Consider the following 18,756-nt stretch of genomic DNA (forward strand, 5'->3'; position numbering starts at 1 on the left):
AAGCTCATTCCTCGCGCTCATCAGTGCGCCCCTACCAGGGTCTTCTCCGACAGCTTGGGTGCGGTCCGACCCTCGATGTAGTCGAGGTAGTCCTGCTTGAAGTACTGCAGCGAGGAGGTCACCGAGCTGGTCGCGCCGTCACCCAGGCCGCAGAACGAGCGGCCGAGGATGTTGTCGCAGGTGTCCAGCAGGGTGTCCAGGTCTTCGTGGGTGCCCTGACCGGCGAGGATCCGCCGGTAGACCCGGACCATCCAGTAGTTGCCCTCACGGCACGGGGTGCACTTGCCGCACGACTCGTGGTGGTAGAACTCCAGCCACCGGTACGTCGCGTAGACCGGGCAGTCCTGGTCGGAGAAGATCTGGGTGGCAGTGGTGCCGAGGATCGAACCGGCTGCCGCCACCCCCTCGAAGTCCAGTGGCACGTCCAGGTGCTCGGCGGCGAGCAGCGGGGTGGACGAGCCGCCCGGGGTCCAGAACCGCAGGTTGTGACCGGGCTGCATGCCACCGGCCAGCTCCAGCAGCTCGCGCAGCGTGACACCCATCGAGCACTCGTACTGGCCCGGGTTGGCGACCCGGCCGGAGAGCGAGTAGATCATCGGCCCGGAGGACTTCTCGGTGCCCATGCTCTTCCACCAGTCGGCCCCACCGAGCACGATCGGCGGCACGCTGGCGATGGTGCCGACGTTGTTCACCACCGTCGGGCTGGCGTACAGGCCGTGGGTGGCCGGGAACGGCGGGCGCAGCCGGGGCTGACCCCGGAACCCCTCCAGCGAGTCCAGCAGCGCCGTCTCCTCGCCGCAGATGTACGCCCCGGCGCCGGAGTGCACCACCAGCTCCAGGTCGTAGCCGCTGCGCAGGATGTTCCGACCCAGGTAACCCTTGTCGTACGCCTCCTGGACCGCGTTGCGCAGCCGGCGCGCGGCGTGCACCGCCTCGCCCCGGATGTAGATGTAGGCGCGGGCGGCCCGGATCGCGTACGACGCGATGATCACGCCCTCGACCAGCGCGTGCGGGTCGTGGGTCATCAGCGGCAGGTCCTTGCAGGTGCCCGGCTCGCCCTCGTCGGCGTTGACCACCAGGTAGTGCGGCTTGCCGTCGCCCTGCGGAATGAAGCCCCACTTGAGGCCGGTGGGGAAGCCGGCGCCACCTCGGCCCCGCAGCCCGGAGTCCTTGATCAGCTGGATCAGGTCGTCCGGGTGGGCCTTGAGCGCCTTGCGCAGCGCGGCGTAGCCGTCCAGCTGCTCGTACGTGCCGATCCGCCAGGCGTCCGGCGACAGCCAGCGCTTGGTCAGCACCGGCGTCAGCTTGGCCAGCGTCTCCGGGCGGGGAGTGGTCACTTCTGGGCCCCCGTTTCGTTCGCGTCCGCCGGGCCGGCGCCGTCGGCGTCCGTCCCAGCCTTCGCTTCGGTGAGGTTGCGCTCCTGCGCCCCGGCCTCGTCGCCGGCGGGCTTGCCGTCGCCGGCCGGCGCGTTGGCGGCCACGCCCGCGGCCTCGGCCGCCCGCGCGTCGCCAGCCTCGGGCGCGGTGCCGGTGCCGTCCGCCGGGACCTTCGTGCCAGGGGCGTCCGGCACTGCCGTGCCCGCGTCCGGCTGCCGGGTCTCGGCGGTACGCACCTGCGGCGACTTGTCGTCCGGTGCCTTGACGTCCCGGGTGGTGCTGCCGGTGGCTGCCTCCGGCTTCGCCGGCTCGGCGACCCCGGTCGGGGCGGATGCCCCGTCGCCACCCTTGACCGGCGCCGCGCTGGCCTCGACGGGCGCCGGCTTGGCGGCCTCCGCCTTCGCCTTCGCCTCGGCGGCGGCCTTGTCGGCCTCGGCCTTGCTGCGGATCGGGGTGTTCGGGTCGAAGCCCGGCACCGAGACGCCGTGCTGCTGGGCCAGCCGCAGCCCGCGCAGGGTGGGCTCGCCCGGCCCGCCGTCGGCGACGGCACCGTCGCGCTCGTCGGCGAAACCGGCGAGCTGCACCGCCATTTCCTTGAGGGTGCAGAGCCGGGCGCCCCGGGTCGGCATCGGCCGGCCGCCGGCCCGCAGCTCGTCGACCACACCGACAGCGGTGGAGGCGTCCACGCCGTCGAAGAAGTCGTAGTTGACAGTCATCACCGGGCCGTAGTCGCACGCCGCCAGGCACTCGGCGTGCTCCAGCGTGATCGTGCCGTCCGCGGTGGTCTCGTCGTGCCCGACGCCCAGGTGCTCGGCGAGGGTGTCGTAGACCTCCTGACCACCGAGCACGTTGCACATCGTGTTGGTGCAGACGCTGACCAGGAAGTCACCTGTCGGCTTGCGCTTGTACATCGTGTAGAAGGTGGCCACCGCGCCGACCTGGGCCTTGTTCAGCCCCAGCACCTCGGCGCAGAACGCGACCCCGGCCGGGGAGACGTACCCCTCCTCGGCCTGCACCAGGTGCAGCAGCGGCAGCAACGCCGAGCGGGACCGGTCCGCCGGGTAACGGGCGATGATCTCGCGCGCCCGCTCCCGGGTCTCGTCAGTGAAAACAACACTCATCGGTCACAACCACCCATCACCGGGTCCAACGAGGCGCCGCCGGCGATCACGTCGGCGATCAGACCGCCCTCGGCCATCGCCGGGAGGGCCTGCAGGTTGACGAAGCTCGGCTCCCGGTAGTGCACCCGGTAGGGCCGGGTGCCACCGTCGGAGACCGCGTGGACGCCCAACTCGCCGCGGGGCGCCTCGATGGCGACGTACACCTGGCCGGGCGGGACCCGGAAGCCCTCGGTCACCAGCTTGAAGTGGTGGATCAGCGACTCCATCGACTGACCCATGATCTTCGCGACGTGCTCCAGCGAGTTGCCCATGCCGTCCACGCCGATGGCCAGCTGCGCCGGCCAGGCGATCTTGCGGTCGGCGACCATCACCGGGCCCGGGCGGAGCCGGTCCAGCGCCTGCTCGACCAGCTTCATCGACTCCCGGATCTCGGCGAGCCGGACCTGGTAGCGGCCCCACACGTCACCGTCGGGGTGGGTCGGCACGTCGAACTCGTACGTCTCGTAGCCGCAGTACGGCATGGTCTTGCGCAGGTCCCAGGCGAGGCCGGCGGAGCGCAGCACCGGGCCGGTGATGCCGAGGGCCACGCAGCCGGTGACGTCCAGCACCGCGACGTTCTTCGTCCGCTCGGTCCAGATCGGCTGGCCGGAGAGGAGGTCCTCGTACTCCTTGAGCTTCTTCGGCATCATCTTGAGGAACTCGCGGATCTTGACGATCGCCTCGTCCGGCACGTCCTGCGCCACACCGCCCGGCCGGACGTACGCGTGGTTCATCCGCAGACCCGTGATGGTCTCGAAGATGTCGAGGATGTACTCCCGCTCGCGGAAGCCGTACAGCATGATCGAGATCGCGCCCAGCTCCATGCCGGTGGTGGCCAGCCAGACCAGGTGCGACGAGATCCGGTTGAGCTCCATCATCAGCACGCGGATGGTGGTGGCCCGCTCGGTGATGTCGTCGGTGATGCCGAGCAGCTTCTCGACCGCGAGGGCGTACGCCGTCTCGTTGAAGATCGGGGCGAGGTAGTCCATCCGGGTCACGAACGTCGAACCCTGGACCCAGTTGCGGTATTCGAGGTTCTTCTCGATGCCGGTGTGCAGGTAGCCGACGACCGAGCGGGCCTCGCGGACCGTCTCGCCCTCCAGCTCCAGGATCAGCCGCAGCACCCCGTGCGTGGACGGGTGCTGCGGACCCATGTTGACCACGATCCGCTCGTCGTTGATCGGGTCGGTGCCCGCGACGATCGTGTCCCAGTCCCCACCGGTGACGGTGAAGACCCGGCCCTCGTCGGTCTCGCGCTCGCTGGCGTAGTTCGACGTCGTCACTGGTACGACCTCCGCGTGTCCGGCGGCTGGATCTCCGCGCCCTTGTACTCGACGGGGACGCCGCCGAGCGGGTAGTCCTTGCGCTGCGGGTGGCCCTCCCAGTCGTCCGGCATGAGGATCCGGGTCAGGCTGGGGTGGCCGTCGAAGACGATGCCGAACATGTCGTACGCCTCCCGCTCCTGCCAGTCCGCAGTCGGGTAGACGGCGGTCACGCTGGGCAGGTGCGGGGCCTCGACGGAGACAGCGGTCTCCAGCCGGACCCGCCGCCGGTACGTCATCGAGGTGAGCAGGTAGACCACGTGCAGCCGGCGTTCGTCGGCACCCAGGTAGTCCACCCCGGACACCGAGGAGCACAGCTCGAACCGCAGCGCCAGGTCGTCCCGCATCACCTGGCAGACCTCGGCGATCCGCTCGGGGCGTACGTGCAGGGTCAGCTCACCCCGGTCGACCACGACCTTCTCGATTGCGTCACCGAAGGCCGGGTACGCCTCCTCCAGCGCGTCGCGGACCTCGTCGAAGTAGCCCCCGTACGGCCGGGACGCCTCCTCGATGGGCTGGCGCTGGCGGACCAGGCCGCCGTAGCCGGACACGTCGCCGGTGCCCTGGTTGCCGAACATCCCGCGGCCGGCCGGGCTGGCCGGCGGGTACTCGGCCGGGGCGGTGCTGCTGGCGCCGACCGGCGTGACCGGCACCGGCACCCCGCCGTCGTTTGGCTTGTCCGTGGGTGACGTCATTTCGGGCCTACCTGCGGGTGGAGATGGTTCTGAGCGTTCATCCAGTTCTCGATGCGCAGCTGCTCCTCGCGGCCTTCGCGGACCGCCCGGGTCCACTCGGCGCGCCGGGCCTTGTCGCTGCGGTACGAGGAGGGCATCGAGCCGTAGGGCACGACCGGAACGTCACCGCGCTCCTGGCGGGCAGCGAGCATCTTGCGACCGTTCGGGCCCAGCGGCTCGTACATGATCTTCTCGCGGAGCTTGAGGATCGCGTCGATGAGCATCTCCGGCCGGGGCGGGCAGCCGGGGAGGTACATGTCGACCGGCACCACGTGGTCGACGCCCTGCACGATCGCGTAGTTGTTGAACATGCCGCCGCTGCTGGCGCAGACGCCCATCGAGAGCACCCAGCGCGGCTCGGCCATCTGGTCGTAGATCTGGCGCAGCACCGGGGCCATCTTCTGACTCACCCGGCCGGCCACGATCATCAGGTCGGCCTGCCGGGGCGACGCCCGGAAGACCTCCATGCCCCAGCGGCCCATGTCGTAGTGCGGACCACCGGCGGCCATCATCTCGATGGCGCAGCAGGCCAGGCCGAAGGTGGCGCCCCACACGGACGACTTCCGAGACCAGTTGACCAGCTTCTCCACCGAGGTGAGCAGGACGCCGGCGGGAAGCTTCTCCTCGATGCCCATCTGACGTTCCTTCCTCAGTCCCAGTCCAGGCCGCCGCGCCGCCACACGTAGGCGTACGCAACGAAGACCGCGACGATGAACAGGACCATCTCCACGAAGCCGAAGATCGGCAGAGCGTCGAACGAGACCGCCCAGGGGTAGAGGAAGATGATCTCGATGTCGAAGACGATGAAGAGCATCGCCGTCAGGTAGAACTTGATCGGGAACCGCCCGCCGCCGACCGGCTGCGGGCTGGGCTCGATGCCGCACTCGTAAGCCTCGAGTTTGGCCTTGTTGTAGCGACGGGGACCGGCGAAGCGGGCGGCGCCAACGGAAAACAGCGAGAACGCCGCGGCGAGGGCGAACAGCCCGATGATCGGTGCGTAAGGCGAGAGCGACATCGTTTTCTCCTGCTCGTCCTTCCCTGCCCTCGGTGCTTGACGAAAATCACACTATTCACGTCCCTCGCAGTGGCAGTCGGCGGGGGTCGATCTTTGTCGGCATCGGGGCCGTGACCAGCACCGATGCCGTCCTACTTATACGGCTGGGGCGGCCTTCGTCATCGCGTTGATGACCCGATCCATCGCGTCCCCGCCGCGCGGGTCGGTCAGGTTGGCCAACAGCTTGAGTACGAAACGCATCAGCGTCGGATGCGGCATGCCGTGTTTGGTGGCGATCCGCATGATCTCGGGGCGGCCGATCAGTTTCACGAAGATGCCACCCAGTCGGTAGTAACCGCCGAGCCGCGCCTTCAGCTCGTTTGGGTACGCCAGCAGCGCGCGCTCCCGTTCCGGGCCGGCCGGCCGGGCGAGGGCCTGGACCATGACCTCCGCGGCCAGCTCGCCGGACTCCATCGCGTACGCGATGCCCTCACCGTTGAACGGGTTGACCATGCCGCCCGAGTCGCCGACCAGCAGCACGCCCCGGGTGTAGTGGGGCACCCGGTTGAAGCCCATCGGCAGCGCGGCACCGAGGATCGGGCCGTCGGCGTTCGTCTCGTCGGTCATCCCCCAGTCTTCCGGGGTGTTGGCGAGCCAGTCGGTGAGCAGCCGGCGGTAGTTGGTCTTGCCGAACGCCGAGGACGAGTTGAGCACGCCGAGGCCGACGTTGACCCGCCCGTCACCGAGGCCGAAGATCCAGCCGTACCCGGGCAGCAGGTTGTCGCCGCTGTCCTTGCTGCGCAGCTCCAGCCAGGACTCCAGGTAGTTGTCCTCGTGCTTGGCCGGCGAGCGGTAGTAGCGGCGGACGGCCACACCGATCGGCCGGTCCTCCCGCTTGGCCAGCCCGAGCGCGAGCGGGAACCGGCCGGAGACGCCGTCCGCCGCGACGACGAGCGGGGCGCGGAAGGTGGTGGGCTCCTTGCCCGGCCCGACCTCCGCCTCGACGCCTGTGACACGGCCATCGCCGTCGAGCACCGGGCCCAGCACGTTGACGCTGGTCCGCAGCTTCGCGCCGGCGGCCACCGCCCGCTGGGCGAGCAGGTCGTCGAAGTCCAGGCGGGTGCGCACCAGACCGTAGTTGGGGAAGCTGGCCAGCTCCGGCCAGTCCAGTTCGAGGCGTACCCCACCGCCGATGACCCGCAGGCCGCGGTTGTGCAGCCAGCCCGCCTCGGGCGAGGTGTCCACACCCATCCGGACGAGTTGGCGCACCGCGCGCGGGGTCAGCCCGTCGCCGCAGACCTTCTCCCGGGGGAACTCGGTCTTCTCCAACAACAGCACCCGTACGCCGTGCCGGGCCAGGTGGTACGCAGTCGCTGATCCACCGGGACCGGCGCCCACGACAATGACGTCGGCGTCGTGTTCCACCGCGGTCATTCGCGCCTCCTCCCGCACGCTCGTGAAATGCTTCACAAGCCAGACGGGACGAGTGTATGACCGGCGTCATACCAGCGCAGGATCAGGGGTACCTAACTCGCCGATGTGACAGCCAACCACTGTCCACAGCGGTCAGGTGTCAGGTCGAGCTGGCGGCGTCCAGGCCCGCGTCGACCCGGATCGTCTCCGGCAGATGCTCGCGGAGCGCCCCACCCGCCGCCCGGTCCAGCGCCGCCAACACCTCGGCGACCACCTGGCGGACCTCCACCGGGTCGGCCCCGGCCAACTCGCGCAACTGGGCGATGAGTTCGGCCGCGTCGTCGTCGGTGGCGGCCACCGGGTCCGCCGGGTCTGCTCCGGTCATGCGATCGAGCGTACGGGGCAAAGTGGACTAAAAACCGATATTAGCGAAACCTGAATAATGTCCGTGCCCGTTGGTGCGGTCCTTCCGCTACTCGCGGATCCCCCGGTGCAGGGCCACCACACCACCGGTCAGGTTGCGCCACGCCACACGCCCCCACCCGGCCGCGGCCACCCGGCCCGCCAGCGCGGACTGCGCCGGCCAGGCCCGGACCGACTCGGCCAGATAGACGTACGCCTCGGGGTTGCTCGACACCGTGCGGGCGACCGCCGGCAGCGACCGCATCAGGTACGACAGGTAGACCGTCCGGAAGACCGGGTTGACCGGGGTGCTGAACTCACAGACCACCAGCCGGCCGCCCGGCCGGGTCACCCGGGCCAGCTCACGCAGCGCCGCGTCGGTGTCGTTGACGTTGCGCAGCGCGAAGGAGATGGTCACCGCGTCGAAGCTGGCGTCGGCGAACGGCAGGCGCAGCGCGTCTCCGGCCAGCAGCGGCACCTCGGGCCGGGCCCGCTTACCGGTGTGCAGCATGCCGAGCGAGAGGTCGACCCCGACCGCGTACGCCCCGGACTGCGCCAGCTCGCGCGTCGAGACGCCGGTGCCCGCGCCCACGTCCAGCACCCGCTCGCCCGGCCGCAGCCCGAGCGCCGCCCGGGTGGCCCGCCGCCAGGAGCGGTCCTGGCCCAGCGAGATCACCGTGTTGGTCAGGTCGTAACGCTCTGCCACGCCGTCGAACATCGCGGCGACCTCGTGCGGCTGCTTGTCCAGACTGGCGCGCTGGCCCTGCGGGGTACGGCTCACCCCCTCACTCTGCCAGCCGCCCGCCAACCGTCCCTCGCTGGGTGGCGCGGCACGCACCCGGTACGCGAAAGGGCGGGGTGGTCGCCCACCCCGCCCTCGCGTCGTGCCTGCGTTCGTGACACCTCGGTCAGAACGCGGTTCGCCAGCGCACCCGTCCCGGTCGCGCCACTCCTGGGCGCGGCCGGTCAAGGCGTCGGTGTCAGTCGGTCGACTTCTCGTCGGCCGGAGAGACCAGAACCACGTTGCGGCGACGGGTGAGCACCAGCAGCGCCCCGCCCACCAGCAGGATGATCACGCCGATCCCACCGATCAGGCCGACCTGCACACCGGTCACCGGCAGGCCACCACCGCCCGTGCCGCCACCACCGGAGCCGCCCCCGGCACCCGGCGAGACCGTGGTGCCCGGCGTCGGCGTACCGCTCGGGTTCGGCGTCGGGGTGGCAGTCACGGTCGGCGTCGGCGTGACCGTCGGCGTCTGCGTCGGCGGGGTGACAGTGGGCGTCGGGGTCGGGGTCGGGGTCGGCGTCTCGGTCGGGGTGACCGTTGGCGTCTCCGTCGGAGTCGGCGTCTCCGTCGGAGTCGGCGTCTCCGTCGGCGTCGGCGTCACCGTCGGGGTGGCCGTCGGCGTCGGGGTCGGTGTCTCCGTCGGGGTTGGCGTCTCCGTCGGCGTGACCGTCGGCGTCGGCGTTGGCGACTCCGTCGGGGATTGCGTCTCCGTCGGCGTGACCGTCGGCGTCGGCGTCGGCGTGACCGTCGGCGTCGGCGTTGGCGACTCGGTCGGGGTGACCGTCGGCGTCGGGGTCGGCGAGTCCGTCGGCGTCGGGTCCACGGCCAGGTCGACGAAGACGTCGAAGATCGCCTGGTTGTCGCCCTCGTCCACCTCGGCGAAGGTCTTCCGCTGAGCGGTGCTGGCCCGTCGCGGCTGCTCCTCGGGCTTGCCGGCTGCCGCGTCCAGACCGTGCGCCACCAGCTCGCCGACCCGCAGCACCGGCTCGGTGACGTCCTTGCCCACTGTCACCTTGATGTCGGCGGTGTAGTAGTCGCCGGGACGGATCACCGCGCCGTCGTCCTGACAGAGCGCCTGAGCGACGCCGAACGTCTGCGTGGTGCACGTGTCCGGCAGGGTGTCGAAGGTGACGCCCGCCGGCAGGGTGAGCACGTAGGCGAGGCCGGTGGCGTTACGGCTGCCGTCGTTGTAGACCGCCCAGTCGACAGGCACCGTCTCGCCCGGCCGCACCGGCCGCAGGTCGGGGTCGTCGCCGTTGACGCCGTTCAGCACGACGTTCGCGTTGACGTCCTGCACCCAGCTGGTCAGGTCGCACCCCGGCTCGGTGACGGTGATGTCGTGCTCGACCCTGTTGTCTTCCTCGTTGGGGTCCTCGGTGTCGGAGCGGATGGTGACCACCAGGGTGCCGGCGGCGCCCTTACCACCGGTGGAGAAGATCGGAATACCGAAGTCCTCGCTGGTGCCGGCGGCCAGGTCGCCGAGGTGGCAGGTGAACTTCTTGCCGTTCACCCGGCAGCCGTCGGGCACCACGACCCGGACCTTGTTCGTCTTCAGCCTGCTGGTGTCCACCGTGTAACTGACGCCCTTGGCGTCTTCCTCGCTCCGGGTGTTGTCGACCGTGAACTTGAACGGCTTGCTCTTGGCCTCGGTGACACCCTTGGCCAGGTTGTAGCTGAGCGGCACCAGGGCCAGATCGGCCTCCTCGGCCGCCAGCACCGGGGCGGCCACGGCGGCGATGCCGCCGGCCGCGAGCAGCGCCACGACGCTGGCGCGAACCAGGGTCGAGCGGTGGAACGCTGTCATCAGTCCCCCCGGGGGTAGGGAAGAAAGAATGGTCGCGGAACGAGCGGACGCTATCGGAGGTCGATCTTCCACGCCAGCAGGCGGACCCGTTTCAGCCGTCCGGTTTGAGCTGGGCACACAGTACGGGCGGGATGGTCACCCATCCCGCCCGTACTGCCGTGCGTTATGTGAACGACCCGCAACGGGCCGATGGAGGACAGCCCCGTCAGCCGGCGGTGGTGACGGATATGAGCCGGGACGCTAGCGGCCGACGATCATCTCCACCAGCCCCGCATGGGACAGCTGACGCTGCGGCGGCGGGGACCACCCGTACCGCCGGGGTGATCCGGCGGGAGCATGAGCGTCGATCAGCCGAACGGCCGGGCGTCGACCGTCAGTTGACGTCGACCAGGGGCAGGGACTTGCCCGCGCCGCCGCCGGGCAGCGCGATCGAGGAGAAGTGCGAGACCACCCGCTCGTCGGTCGGGTCGTCGGCCGGGGTGTGGTGCACGGCGAGCCGGTTGTAGAGGGTGTCGCGCTGCGCGGGGATCCGGTCCGCCGAGCGGATCATGCCGATCAGCTCGTGCAGGTTGGAGCGGTGTCGGGCGCCGGCGGAGGAGATGACGTTCTCCTCCAGCATGATCGAGCCGAGGTCGTCCACGCCCATGTGCAGCGACAACTGCCCGACGTCCTTGCCGGTGGTCAGCCAGGACGCCTGCAGGTGCGGCACGGTCTCGAAGAAGAGCCGGGCCACCGCGACCAGACGCAGGTATTCCAGCGTGGTCGCCTGGGTGCGGCCCTTCAGGTGGTTGTTCTCCGGCTGGTACGTCCACGGGATGAAGGACCGGAACCCGCGGGTGCGGTCCTGCACGTCCCGGATCATGCGCAGGTGCTCGATCCGCTCGGCGTGCGTCTCGCCGGTGCCCATCATCATGGTGGCGGTCGACTCGATGCCCTGCCGGTGGGCCAGCTCCATGACCTCCAGCCAGCGCTCGCCCGACTCCTTGAGGGGGGCGATGGCCTTGCGGGGCCGCTCGGGCAGCATCTCCGCGCCGGCGCCGGCGATCGAGTCCAGGCCGGCGGTCTTGATCCGGGCGATGGCCTCGTCCAGGCTCACCCCGGAGACCTTGGCCATGTGCAGGATCTCGCTGGGGCCGATCGAGTGGATGACCAGCTGCGGGTACGCCTGCTTGACCGAGGAGAACAGCTCCTCGTAGTACTCGACGCCGTAGTCCGGGTGGTGCCCGCCTTGGAGCATCACCTGGGTGGCGCCCAGCTCGACCGCCTCGCCGCACCGGCGCAGGATCTCCTCGGTCGGGTGGGTCCACCCTTCCTTGTGCTTGGGCGCGCGATAGAAGGCGCAGAACTTGCACGCCGTCACGCAGACGTTCGTGTAGTTGATGTTGCGGTCGATCAGGTACGTGACGACGTTGTCCGGGTAGCGTCGCCGACGCACCGCGTCCGCCGCCTCGCCCAACGCGTGGAAGGGCGCCTCGGTGTAGAGCAGCAGCGCCTCCTCGGGCGTGATCCGCCCGCCGTCCGCGCCACGCTGCAGGATGTCGTCGATCTCCCGGCTCACCGTCACACCCCGAGCCTACGTCGCCCGCTCGGCGGCCCACACGCCCCTCCGTGGTCGGTGACGAGCACCCCAGCGCGGCACCCCACGGCGGCGGAACGAGATGCGCTCATGCGTCGTAGTCGACGGTGAGCTTCTCGGTGGTCGGGCTGGACTGGCAGGTCAGCACGTAGCCGGCGGCCAGCTCGTCGGGCTCCAGCGCGTAGTTGCGGGCCATCGTGACCGCACCGTCGACGACCTTCGCCTTGCACGTCGAGCAGACGCCACCCTTGCACGCGTACGGCAGTTCGCCGCGCACCTTCAGCGCGGCGTCCAGCACCCGCTCCTCGCGGCCCATGGTGAAGCTCGACGACCTGCCGTCCAGCACGATGGTGACCTCGGTGCCGGCCCCCGGCTGGTCGACGGGTCGGCGCACCGGCTCCGGTGGGGTGTCGACGTGGAACAGTTCGGTGTGCACCGCCGACTCGGGCAGCCCGCGCGCGGTCAGCACGTCCCGGACGTCGACCACCATGCCGTACGGCCCGCAGAGGAACCATTCCTCGATGAGGTCACCCGGCACGATCGTGTCCAGCAGGCGGCCCAGCCGCTCGGCGTCGATCCGACCGGAGAGCAGCGGCGACTCGCCCTGTTCCCGGGACAGCACGTGCACCAGGTGCAGCCGGGTCGGGTGGCGGTCCTTCAGGTCGGCCAGTTCCTCGGCGAACATCACGGTGTTCGCCGTGCGGTTGCCGTACACCAGTGTGAAGGTGCTGGCCGGCTCGACGGCCAGGGCGGTCGCGACCAGCCCGAGCACCGGCGTGATGCCGGAGCCGGCGACGACCGCGCCGTAGTGCCGGGCGCGGTCCGGCGCGAACGCCGTGGTGAAGGTGCCCAGCGGCGGCAGCACCTCGACGGTGTCGCCGCCGCGCAGCGCCCCGCAGGCGAACGCCGAGAAGGCGCCGCCGGGGACCTCTCGCACCCCGATCCGCAACCGGCCGTGCCGGGCCAGGTCGTCGGGGGTGGAGCAGATCGAGTACGACCGGCGCACGTCCGCGCCGTCCTCCGCGGCTCGCCGCACGGTGAGGTGTTGGCCGGCGCGGAACGCGAAGGTCTCCCGCAGTTCCTCGGGTACGGCGAAGCTCACCACCACGGAGTCGTCGGTGAGCCGGTCGACGGCGGCGACGGACAACGGGTGGAAGACCGGCCGGCGGCGAACCGGGCGGGTGATGGTGACAGTCACAGCGCCTTCAGGTGGTCGAAGGGTTCGGAGCAGGAACGGCACCGCCACAACGCCTTGCACGCGGTGGAGCCGAACCGGCTGACCTGTTCGGTCTCCGGCGAACCGCACCGGGGGCAGCGGACCGCGAGCGTCAGCGACACGACGCCGGCGGTGGGCACCGGGGCCGGCGGGGCGATACCGGCGGCGGCGAGCTTGGCCCGCCCACCCTCGGAGATCCAGTCGGTGCTCCACGGTGGGCTGTAGACGGTCCGGACCTCCGCGTCCGGGTGGCCGGCGGCGGCGAGCGCGCGGCGGATGTCGGTGCGGATCACGTCCATGGCCGGGCAGCCGGTGTAGGTCGGGGTGATGGTGACGGTGACCCGGCCACTGGCCGGATCCTCCTCGACCGCGCGCAGGATGCCCAGCTCGTCGATGGTGATGACCCGGATCTCCGGGTCCACGACGCTCGCGGCGGCCTCCCGCGGGCTCACCCTGCCGGTGCCCTTCGCGATTGCCGGGCTCGGGCTCCGCGCGCTCACCAGCGCGCTCCGGGGTGGGCGCGGTGCAGCACCTGCATCTCGGCGAGCAGGTAGGCCAGGTGCTCGGTGTGCACGCCGGCCCGCCCGCCGGCGGGCGCCCAGGCACTGTCCGGCTGGGTGAGCGTCGCCTCGGCCAGCACCGGGCCGACGACCTCGTCGAACGCCGGCCGCAGGGTGGCCGGGTCGACCGGCGCCGCAGGGTCCGCGGCGAACAGCTCATGGGTGTACGGCCACACGTGGTCGACGGCCGCCTGCATCCGGCGATGCGACTCCTCGGTGCCGTCACCGAGCCGCTTCACCCACAGCGCGCCGTGGTCCAGGTGGTACGCCGACTCCTTACGCGCCTTCGCGCCGATCGCGGCCAACCGGTCGTCCGCGCAGTCGGCCAGCGCGGTGTACAGCGGTAGTTGGTACGCCGCCAGGAAGAACAGCTTCGCCATCGTCACCGCGAAGTCGCCGTTGGGCAGCTCGACCACTAGCGCGTTGCGGAACTCGCGGTCGTCACGCAGGTACGCCAGCGCGTCCTCGTCGCGCCCGGCGCCCTCCAGCTCGCCCGCGTACGACAGCAGCAGGCGCGCCGCGCCGAGCTGGTCGAGGGCGATGTTGGCCAGCGCGATGTCCTCTTCCATCTCCGGGGCACGGGTGGCCCACTCGGCCAACCGCTGGGCCGCGATCAACGCGTCGTCAGCGAGAGCGAGGGTGAAGTCGAAGGGCCCGTTCACAGGTGGGCCACCCCGTCCGGCACCTCGTAGAAGGTGGGGTGGCGGTAGACCTTGTCGGCGGCCGGGTCGAAGAAGGCGTCCTTCTCGTCCGGGCTGGACGCGGTGATCGCGCTGGCCGGCACCACCCAGATCGACACGCCCTCCTGGCGGCGGGTGTAGAGGTCACGGGCGTTGCGCAGGGCAAGCTCGGCGTCGGGGGCGTGCAGGCTGCCGACGTGGGTGTGCGACAGCCCACGCCGGGCCCGCACGAAGACCTCCCAGAGCGGGGTGTGTTGCGTCATGCTGCGACCGTCTCCTTCCGTCCCGCCCGCTTCGCGGCGTACGCCGCGGCGGCCTCGCGTACCCAGTTGCCGTCGGCGTGCGCGGCCCGGCGGTGGGCGATCCGTTCGCGGTTGCACGGCCCGTCGCCAGAGATCACCCGCATCAGCTCGTCGTAGTCCGGCTGGGTGTAGTCGTACGCCTGCCGCTCGTCGTTCCAGCGCAGGTCCGCGTCGGGAATGCGCAGCCCGAGGATCTCGGCCTGCTGGACGCACATGTCGACGAAGCGTTGCCGCAGGTCGTCGTTCGAGAAGCGCTTGATCTTCCAGGCCATCGACTGGGCGGAGTGCGTGGAGCCGCCGTCCGGCGGGCCGAACATGGCAAGCGACGGGTACCACCACCTGTCCACCGCGTCCTGGGCCATCGCCTGCTGCTCGGGGGTGCCGTGCGCCAGGGTGTGCAGGATCTCGTAGCCCTGCCGCTGGTGGAACGACTCCTCCTTGCAGACCCGGATCATTGCCCGGGCGTACGGGCCGTAGGAACAGCGGCAGAGCGGCACCTGGTTGACGATCGCCGCGCCGTCCACCAGCCACCCGATGGCGCCCACGTCGGCCCAGCTGAGGGTGGGGTAGTTGAAGATCGAGCTGTACTTCTGGCGGCCGTCGAGCAGCAGTTGGACCAGCTCGTCGCGGCTGATGCCGAGGGTCTCGGCGGCGGCGTAGAGGTAGAGGCCGTGGCCCGCCTCGTCCTGCACCTTGGCCAGCAGGATCGCCTTGCGCTTGAGCGACGGCGCCCGGCTGATCCAGTTGCCCTCGGGCTGCATGCCGATGATCTCGGAGTGGGCGTGCTGAGCGATCTGCCGGATCAGCGTCCGCCGGTACGCGTCGGGCATCCAGTCGCGGGGCTCGATCTTCTGCTCGGCGTCGACCACCTCGGCGAAGTACGCCGCCAGGTCCTCCTCCGGCGCCGGTCCGCCACGCCGCCCGCGCGCCGCCGCTGCCCGCAGCTCGGCCTCGGCGGCCTCGACCTCGCCCAGCAGACCACCGGGCGCGTCGTCCGGAGCGCCGTTCGGGGCGGAGAAGTCGTTGCCATACATGAGGCTAAGTGTTACAGCTTGCGCCGCCTTGCACCAGGGGGTGTAACAGGAATCCGAGCATCCCATCTGTAATCGGATGAGCGCTTTGCGCTACCTGAAGGCACCCGGGCCGCCGTGACGTAGGCCACGAAACAAAGGTGAACCGCTGCAAAAACCTCATAGCGGCCCCATATCCCGCCTTTATCCCAGGTTGCCTAGTGTCGAACCCTGGCGGTCGGCCGGTCCGGACGTAGACTTCTGCCGGACAACCGATCAGGTGCCAGCATCGACATCTCCACAGAGGCCACCTCCCCCGGCCTCGGCGATCGCACCCGATTCGTCCCGATGACAAGCCGGTCCCCCCGGCCCTGACACCTGGAGTTCACCCACTCATGCGATCTCGCGTGACCCTGGTGCTCGCCATCACGGCGGTCGTGCTCGGCGGCGTCCTACTGGTCCCCACCGCGTACGCCCGACTCGCCAGTGACGACGGCGGCGGAGGCGGCGGTGGCGGTACGTCGAGCGTCGCCGCGCCCGCGCCCGCCCCACCACCACCGCCCACCCTGGCGGCCGGCCCGGTGTCGGTGAGCTTCAAGGGTGAGTTCTTTTCGTGGGCCCTGCTGGATCGGAAGACCGGCAAGATCTCCGGGTCGCCGAACATGACCGCGACCAGCTCCACCGAATCGATGATCAAGGCGTGGATCGTCTCCGACTACCTGCGGCAGCTCGGCGACAAGGAGCCATCCGCAGCGATGAAGGAAGCGGCTCGATTCGCCATCATCGACAGCAACGACGGAGCGGCAAACAAGGTCTACGCCGCTGCGGGCGGCTCCTACCGGGCCTCGACCAGCAGCATCCCCGACCCGGTGATCCAGCGGGCGATCAAGATCTGCGGGCTGACCGACACCAAGCGCGGCAACGTCAAGCCGTACACCGGCTACTGGAGCTTCACCCGGATGTCCCCCCGTGACGCGGTGCGGGTCGGCGACTGCATCGCCGACGGTAAGGCCGCCGGCCCGAAGTGGACCAAGTGGGTGTTGGACCAGATGAGCAAGGTCAGGGGCACCACCGCGACCAAGGACCAGCGGGCCTCGTCCGGCGGTGGCCGCTGGGGGATCATCGACGGCCTGCCGAAGTCGATTACCGCGCAGGGCCCGGTCAGCATGAAGAACGGCTGGACCCCCATCTACGGCGACGGCACCTGGCACGTCAACTGTCTCGCCGTCACCAGCAAGTGGAGCCTCGCGGTGATGCTGCGCTACCCGATCAGGACCGGTCTGGACTACGGCGCGAAGGTCTGCGCCAGCGTGACCACCCAACTGGTCACCCCACAGCCGGGCGCCGCGCTCAAGGTGCCGCAGCAACCGGTCGGGAAGCTCTGATGGCCGGCAACCGTCGGGACGACCGGCGCAACGGCGGCGAGGCCTCCCCGATTCGGTTGATCGCCGTCGCGGTCATCCTGATCGGGCTGGTGCTGGTGTCGCTGCGGCTGCTGCCCGGGTCGCCGTTCGAGTCGTCCGCCGCGGCCAGGTGGGGCGACGCCGGCTCCAGCACGAACGACCGTCCCACCGGCGCCGGCACCGACCGCAGCGCCCGCCAGCCGTCCTCGCCGTCGCCGAGCCCCAGCCCGTCGCTGGAGCCGCTGCCGTTCGTGGCCAAGGACCTCAATCTGGACATTGAGGGCTGGTACTCCTGGAGCGTCCTCGACCGCCGAACCGGAAAGATCATCGGTTCGAAGAACATGAGCGAGACCAGCACGACCGCCTCACTGATCAAGGCGTGGATCGTCTCCGACTACCTGCGTCGCGCGGCCGACGCCGGCGAGACCCCGAGCGACGCGAAGCTCGCCGACGCGACGCGGATCATCCGGGACAGCGACAACACCCGGGCCGAGCAGTTCTACAACCTGGTCGGCCGGGACGCCTCGATCGAGCGACTCATCTCCATGTGCAAGCTGACCGACAGCAGCGTCGCCCCCGACAAGGGTTGGAGCCGGACGGCGCTCTCTCCCCGGGACACCGCCCGGATGGGCAACTGCATCGCCACCGGCACCGCCGCCGGGCCGAAGTGGACCAAGTGGCTGCTCAACGAGATGAAGCTGGTTCGCGGTGCCGGCGACTTCGGCATCCGCAAGGCCTTCCCGGCCGCCGAGCAGAAGAAGATTGCCATCAAGAACGGGTGGATCGACCGGACCAGGGAGCAGGAGATGCACATCAACTGCCTGGCCATCGGTGACACCTGGACGATGGGCGTGATGGTCAAGTACCCGATCAACATGGGCTACGACTACGGCATGAAGAACTGCGAGAAGATCACCGAAGCACTGCTCCGCCCCGGCACCTGAGCCACTCAGGCTGACACACCAGCCGGCTCTGGCCGAAGTTTTGGCCGTCCCTGGCCGAAGTTTTGGCCGTCCCTGGCCGGGGTTTGGCCGTCCCTGGCCGGGGTTTTGTCGGGCCCTGGCTCGGCCGCCAGCGGTCAGCCGGCGAAGAACTCCGGGCCGCCGTCCGGCAGCGCCGGGGCCTCGCCGATGGCGGCGGCCCGCCGGGCCCACTCGCGCAGCCCGGCGACCTGCCGGTCGCCGAGGGAGAAGTCGAGGGTCCGGAAGTACGTGGCCAGCGTCTCCGCGTCGAAGGTCTCCCAGCGGGCCGCTGCCTCGGCGACCTGGTCCAGTTCCGCCAGGCAGAGGTCCCGCGAGCGCAGGAAAGCCTCGTGCACCTCCTTCACCAGGCCGGGGTGGGCGGCAGCGAAGTCGCGGCGGACCGCCCAGACGGCGAAGACCATCGGCAGGCCCGTCCACTCCCGCCACGCCTGCCCGAGGTCGGTGACCGTGAGGCCCTTCTGCGGTGCCTCGTAGTACGCCCGCAGCGCCACGTCCCCGATCAGCACGGCGGCGTCGGCCTCCAACAGCATCTGGGTCAGATCCGGCGGGCAGCGGAAGTATTCGGGCCGCACGTTGTACTGCTCGGCGAGCAGCAACTGAGCCAGCATGACCCCGGTCCGCGAGGTCGAACCGAGCGCCACCCGGGCGCCGTCCAACTCGCCGAGGGGCCGGGTGGAGACCATGTTGACCGAGAGCACCGGCCCGTCGCTGCCCACCGCCAGGTCCGGTAGGAGCAGCAACTCGTCGGCGTGCTTCAGGTACTCCAACAGCGTGATCGGGCCGATGTCTAGGTCACCGGCGACCAACGCAGCGCTCAACTGGTCCGGCGAGTCCTTCTGCAGGTCGACGTCGAGCAGGGCACCGGAGCGCATCAGACCCCAGTAGATCGGCAGACAGTTCAGGAACTGGATGTGCCCGACCCGCGGGCGTGCGATGCGCTCAGCCATGGCCCGACCGTATCCCCGGCGGGTGGCTCCGGCTCGGCGGGCCGGCCTGGAAGTGGCCAACCCCCCACTTGGCCGGGCTGGTCGCCG

The 18,756-nt window shown here is 70.3% G+C and carries 18 protein-coding genes and 1 pseudogene; 2 read left to right on the top strand and 17 right to left on the bottom strand.

Going from position 1 to position 18,756, the window contains the following annotated elements; all coding sequences use genetic code 11:
* Positions 1-20: 20 nt before the first annotated feature.
* The 16 genes and pseudogenes from nuoF to paaA form a co-directional block, all read right to left on the bottom strand.
* The gene (gene nuoF / locus ABZU74_RS01145; RefSeq protein ID WP_112585688.1) at positions 21-1,337 is read right to left on the bottom strand and encodes an NADH-quinone oxidoreductase subunit NuoF; all 1,317 of its coding nucleotides are present in this window, start codon (positions 1,335-1,337) and stop codon (positions 21-23) included.
* The gene (gene nuoE, locus ABZU74_RS01150; RefSeq protein ID WP_355416866.1) at positions 1,334-2,497 is read right to left on the bottom strand and encodes an NADH-quinone oxidoreductase subunit NuoE; all 1,164 of its coding nucleotides are present in this window, start codon (positions 2,495-2,497) and stop codon (positions 1,334-1,336) included. The genes nuoF and nuoE overlap by 4 nt, the downstream gene beginning before the upstream one ends.
* Positions 2,494-3,819 carry an NADH-quinone oxidoreductase subunit D gene (locus tag ABZU74_RS01155; protein ID WP_204942991.1) on the bottom strand — a complete coding sequence of 442 codons (1,326 nt, stop codon included), beginning with the start codon at positions 3,817-3,819 and terminating at the stop codon, positions 2,494-2,496. Before ABZU74_RS01155 ends, nuoE begins: the two co-directional genes overlap by 4 nt.
* A complete protein-coding gene (locus ABZU74_RS01160) occupies positions 3,816-4,553 on the bottom strand; it encodes an NADH-quinone oxidoreductase subunit C (protein WP_355416869.1) in 738 nt (245 codons plus the stop codon). Before ABZU74_RS01160 ends, ABZU74_RS01155 begins: the two co-directional genes overlap by 4 nt.
* Entirely contained in the window at positions 4,550-5,227 is a 678-nt protein-coding gene (locus ABZU74_RS01165) for an NADH-quinone oxidoreductase subunit B (protein ID WP_088986765.1), read from the bottom strand. The genes ABZU74_RS01160 and ABZU74_RS01165 overlap by 4 nt, the downstream gene beginning before the upstream one ends.
* Before the next feature lie 14 nt (positions 5,228-5,241).
* Positions 5,242-5,607 (bottom strand): NADH-quinone oxidoreductase subunit A, encoded by a 366-nt coding sequence (locus ABZU74_RS01170; RefSeq protein ID WP_007454588.1) that lies wholly within the window; start codon positions 5,605-5,607, stop codon positions 5,242-5,244.
* A gap of 135 nt (positions 5,608-5,742) precedes the next feature.
* On the bottom strand, positions 5,743-7,020 hold the full coding sequence (locus tag ABZU74_RS01175; protein WP_355416872.1) for a geranylgeranyl reductase family protein: 1,278 nt from the start codon (positions 7,018-7,020) through the stop codon (positions 5,743-5,745).
* A gap of 139 nt (positions 7,021-7,159) precedes the next feature.
* Entirely contained in the window at positions 7,160-7,384 is a 225-nt protein-coding gene (locus ABZU74_RS01180) for a hypothetical protein (RefSeq protein WP_196920657.1), read from the bottom strand.
* 87 nt (positions 7,385-7,471) lie between these two features.
* Complete coding sequence (locus tag ABZU74_RS01185) at positions 7,472-8,182, bottom strand: demethylmenaquinone methyltransferase (protein WP_196920656.1); 711 nt, start codon at positions 8,180-8,182, stop codon at positions 7,472-7,474.
* 742 nt (positions 8,183-8,924) lie between these two features.
* A pseudogene (locus tag ABZU74_RS01190) lies at positions 8,925-9,992 on the bottom strand (cell wall anchor protein); the annotation flags it as partial.
* Positions 9,993-10,365: 373 nt separating this feature from the next.
* Complete coding sequence (gene mqnC, locus ABZU74_RS01195; RefSeq protein WP_355416876.1) at positions 10,366-11,556, bottom strand: cyclic dehypoxanthinyl futalosine synthase; 1,191 nt, start codon at positions 11,554-11,556, stop codon at positions 10,366-10,368.
* Between the two features lie 100 nt (positions 11,557-11,656).
* Positions 11,657-12,766 carry a 1,2-phenylacetyl-CoA epoxidase subunit PaaE gene (gene paaE / locus ABZU74_RS01200; RefSeq protein WP_355416879.1) on the bottom strand — a complete coding sequence of 370 codons (1,110 nt, stop codon included), beginning with the start codon at positions 12,764-12,766 and terminating at the stop codon, positions 11,657-11,659.
* On the bottom strand, positions 12,763-13,236 hold the full coding sequence (paaD, locus tag ABZU74_RS01205; RefSeq protein ID WP_355418193.1) for a 1,2-phenylacetyl-CoA epoxidase subunit PaaD: 474 nt from the start codon (positions 13,234-13,236) through the stop codon (positions 12,763-12,765). Before paaD ends, paaE begins: the two co-directional genes overlap by 4 nt.
* Positions 13,237-13,280: 44 nt before the next feature.
* Entirely contained in the window at positions 13,281-14,006 is a 726-nt protein-coding gene (gene paaC, locus ABZU74_RS01210) for a 1,2-phenylacetyl-CoA epoxidase subunit PaaC (protein WP_355416882.1), read from the bottom strand.
* Entirely contained in the window at positions 14,003-14,287 is a 285-nt protein-coding gene (paaB, locus tag ABZU74_RS01215; protein ID WP_145785911.1) for a 1,2-phenylacetyl-CoA epoxidase subunit PaaB, read from the bottom strand. The genes paaC and paaB overlap by 4 nt, the downstream gene beginning before the upstream one ends.
* Positions 14,284-15,360 (bottom strand): 1,2-phenylacetyl-CoA epoxidase subunit PaaA, encoded by a 1,077-nt coding sequence (paaA, locus tag ABZU74_RS01220; RefSeq protein ID WP_355416886.1) that lies wholly within the window; start codon positions 15,358-15,360, stop codon positions 14,284-14,286. The genes paaB and paaA overlap by 4 nt, the downstream gene beginning before the upstream one ends.
* Positions 15,361-15,731: 371 nt before the next feature.
* Between paaA and ABZU74_RS01225 the strand changes: the two genes are divergently transcribed.
* Together ABZU74_RS01225 and ABZU74_RS01230 are read left to right on the top strand one after the other, a co-directional pair.
* Positions 15,732-16,721, top strand: a complete 990-nt coding sequence (locus ABZU74_RS01225) for a hypothetical protein (RefSeq protein ID WP_355416889.1) — start codon at positions 15,732-15,734, stop codon at positions 16,719-16,721.
* Positions 16,721-17,683: a hypothetical protein gene (locus tag ABZU74_RS01230; RefSeq protein WP_355416892.1), complete on the top strand. Its 963-nt coding sequence runs from the start codon at positions 16,721-16,723 to the stop codon at positions 17,681-17,683. Before ABZU74_RS01225 ends, ABZU74_RS01230 begins: the two co-directional genes overlap by 1 nt.
* 134 nt (positions 17,684-17,817) lie before the next feature.
* Here ABZU74_RS01230 and ABZU74_RS01235 read toward each other — a convergent pair whose 3' ends face one another.
* Complete coding sequence (locus ABZU74_RS01235) at positions 17,818-18,669, bottom strand: menaquinone biosynthesis protein (protein WP_355416895.1); 852 nt, start codon at positions 18,667-18,669, stop codon at positions 17,818-17,820.
* Positions 18,670-18,756: the final 87 nt, after the last annotated feature.

Origin of the sequence: Micromonospora sp. NPDC005171 (assembly GCF_040608575.1) — a bacterium.
GTDB lineage: Bacteria > Actinomycetota > Actinomycetes > Mycobacteriales > Micromonosporaceae > Micromonospora.

Excerpts from the sequence above, each read along its gene's own strand:
- paaA (WP_355416886.1), bottom strand. The coding sequence starts at position 15,360 with ATGTATGGCAACGACTTCTCCGCCCCGAACGGCGCTCCGGACGACGCG.
- nuoE (WP_355416866.1), bottom strand. The coding sequence starts at position 2,497 with ATGAGTGTTGTTTTCACTGACGAGACCCGGGAGCGGGCGCGCGAGATC.
- ABZU74_RS01175 (WP_355416872.1), bottom strand. The coding sequence starts at position 7,020 with ATGACCGCGGTGGAACACGACGCCGACGTCATTGTCGTGGGCGCCGGT.
- ABZU74_RS01225 (WP_355416889.1), top strand. The coding sequence starts at position 15,732 with ATGCGATCTCGCGTGACCCTGGTGCTCGCCATCACGGCGGTCGTGCTC.
- ABZU74_RS01235 (WP_355416895.1), bottom strand. The coding sequence starts at position 18,669 with ATGGCTGAGCGCATCGCACGCCCGCGGGTCGGGCACATCCAGTTCCTG.
- ABZU74_RS01230 (WP_355416892.1), top strand. The coding sequence starts at position 16,721 with ATGGCCGGCAACCGTCGGGACGACCGGCGCAACGGCGGCGAGGCCTCC.
- ABZU74_RS01180 (WP_196920657.1), bottom strand. The coding sequence starts at position 7,384 with ATGACCGGAGCAGACCCGGCGGACCCGGTGGCCGCCACCGACGACGAC.
- ABZU74_RS01165 (WP_088986765.1), bottom strand. The coding sequence starts at position 5,227 with ATGGGCATCGAGGAGAAGCTTCCCGCCGGCGTCCTGCTCACCTCGGTG.
- paaB (WP_145785911.1), bottom strand. The coding sequence starts at position 14,287 with ATGACGCAACACACCCCGCTCTGGGAGGTCTTCGTGCGGGCCCGGCGT.
- ABZU74_RS01170 (WP_007454588.1), bottom strand. The coding sequence starts at position 5,607 with ATGTCGCTCTCGCCTTACGCACCGATCATCGGGCTGTTCGCCCTCGCC.
- ABZU74_RS01160 (WP_355416869.1), bottom strand. The coding sequence starts at position 4,553 with ATGACGTCACCCACGGACAAGCCAAACGACGGCGGGGTGCCGGTGCCG.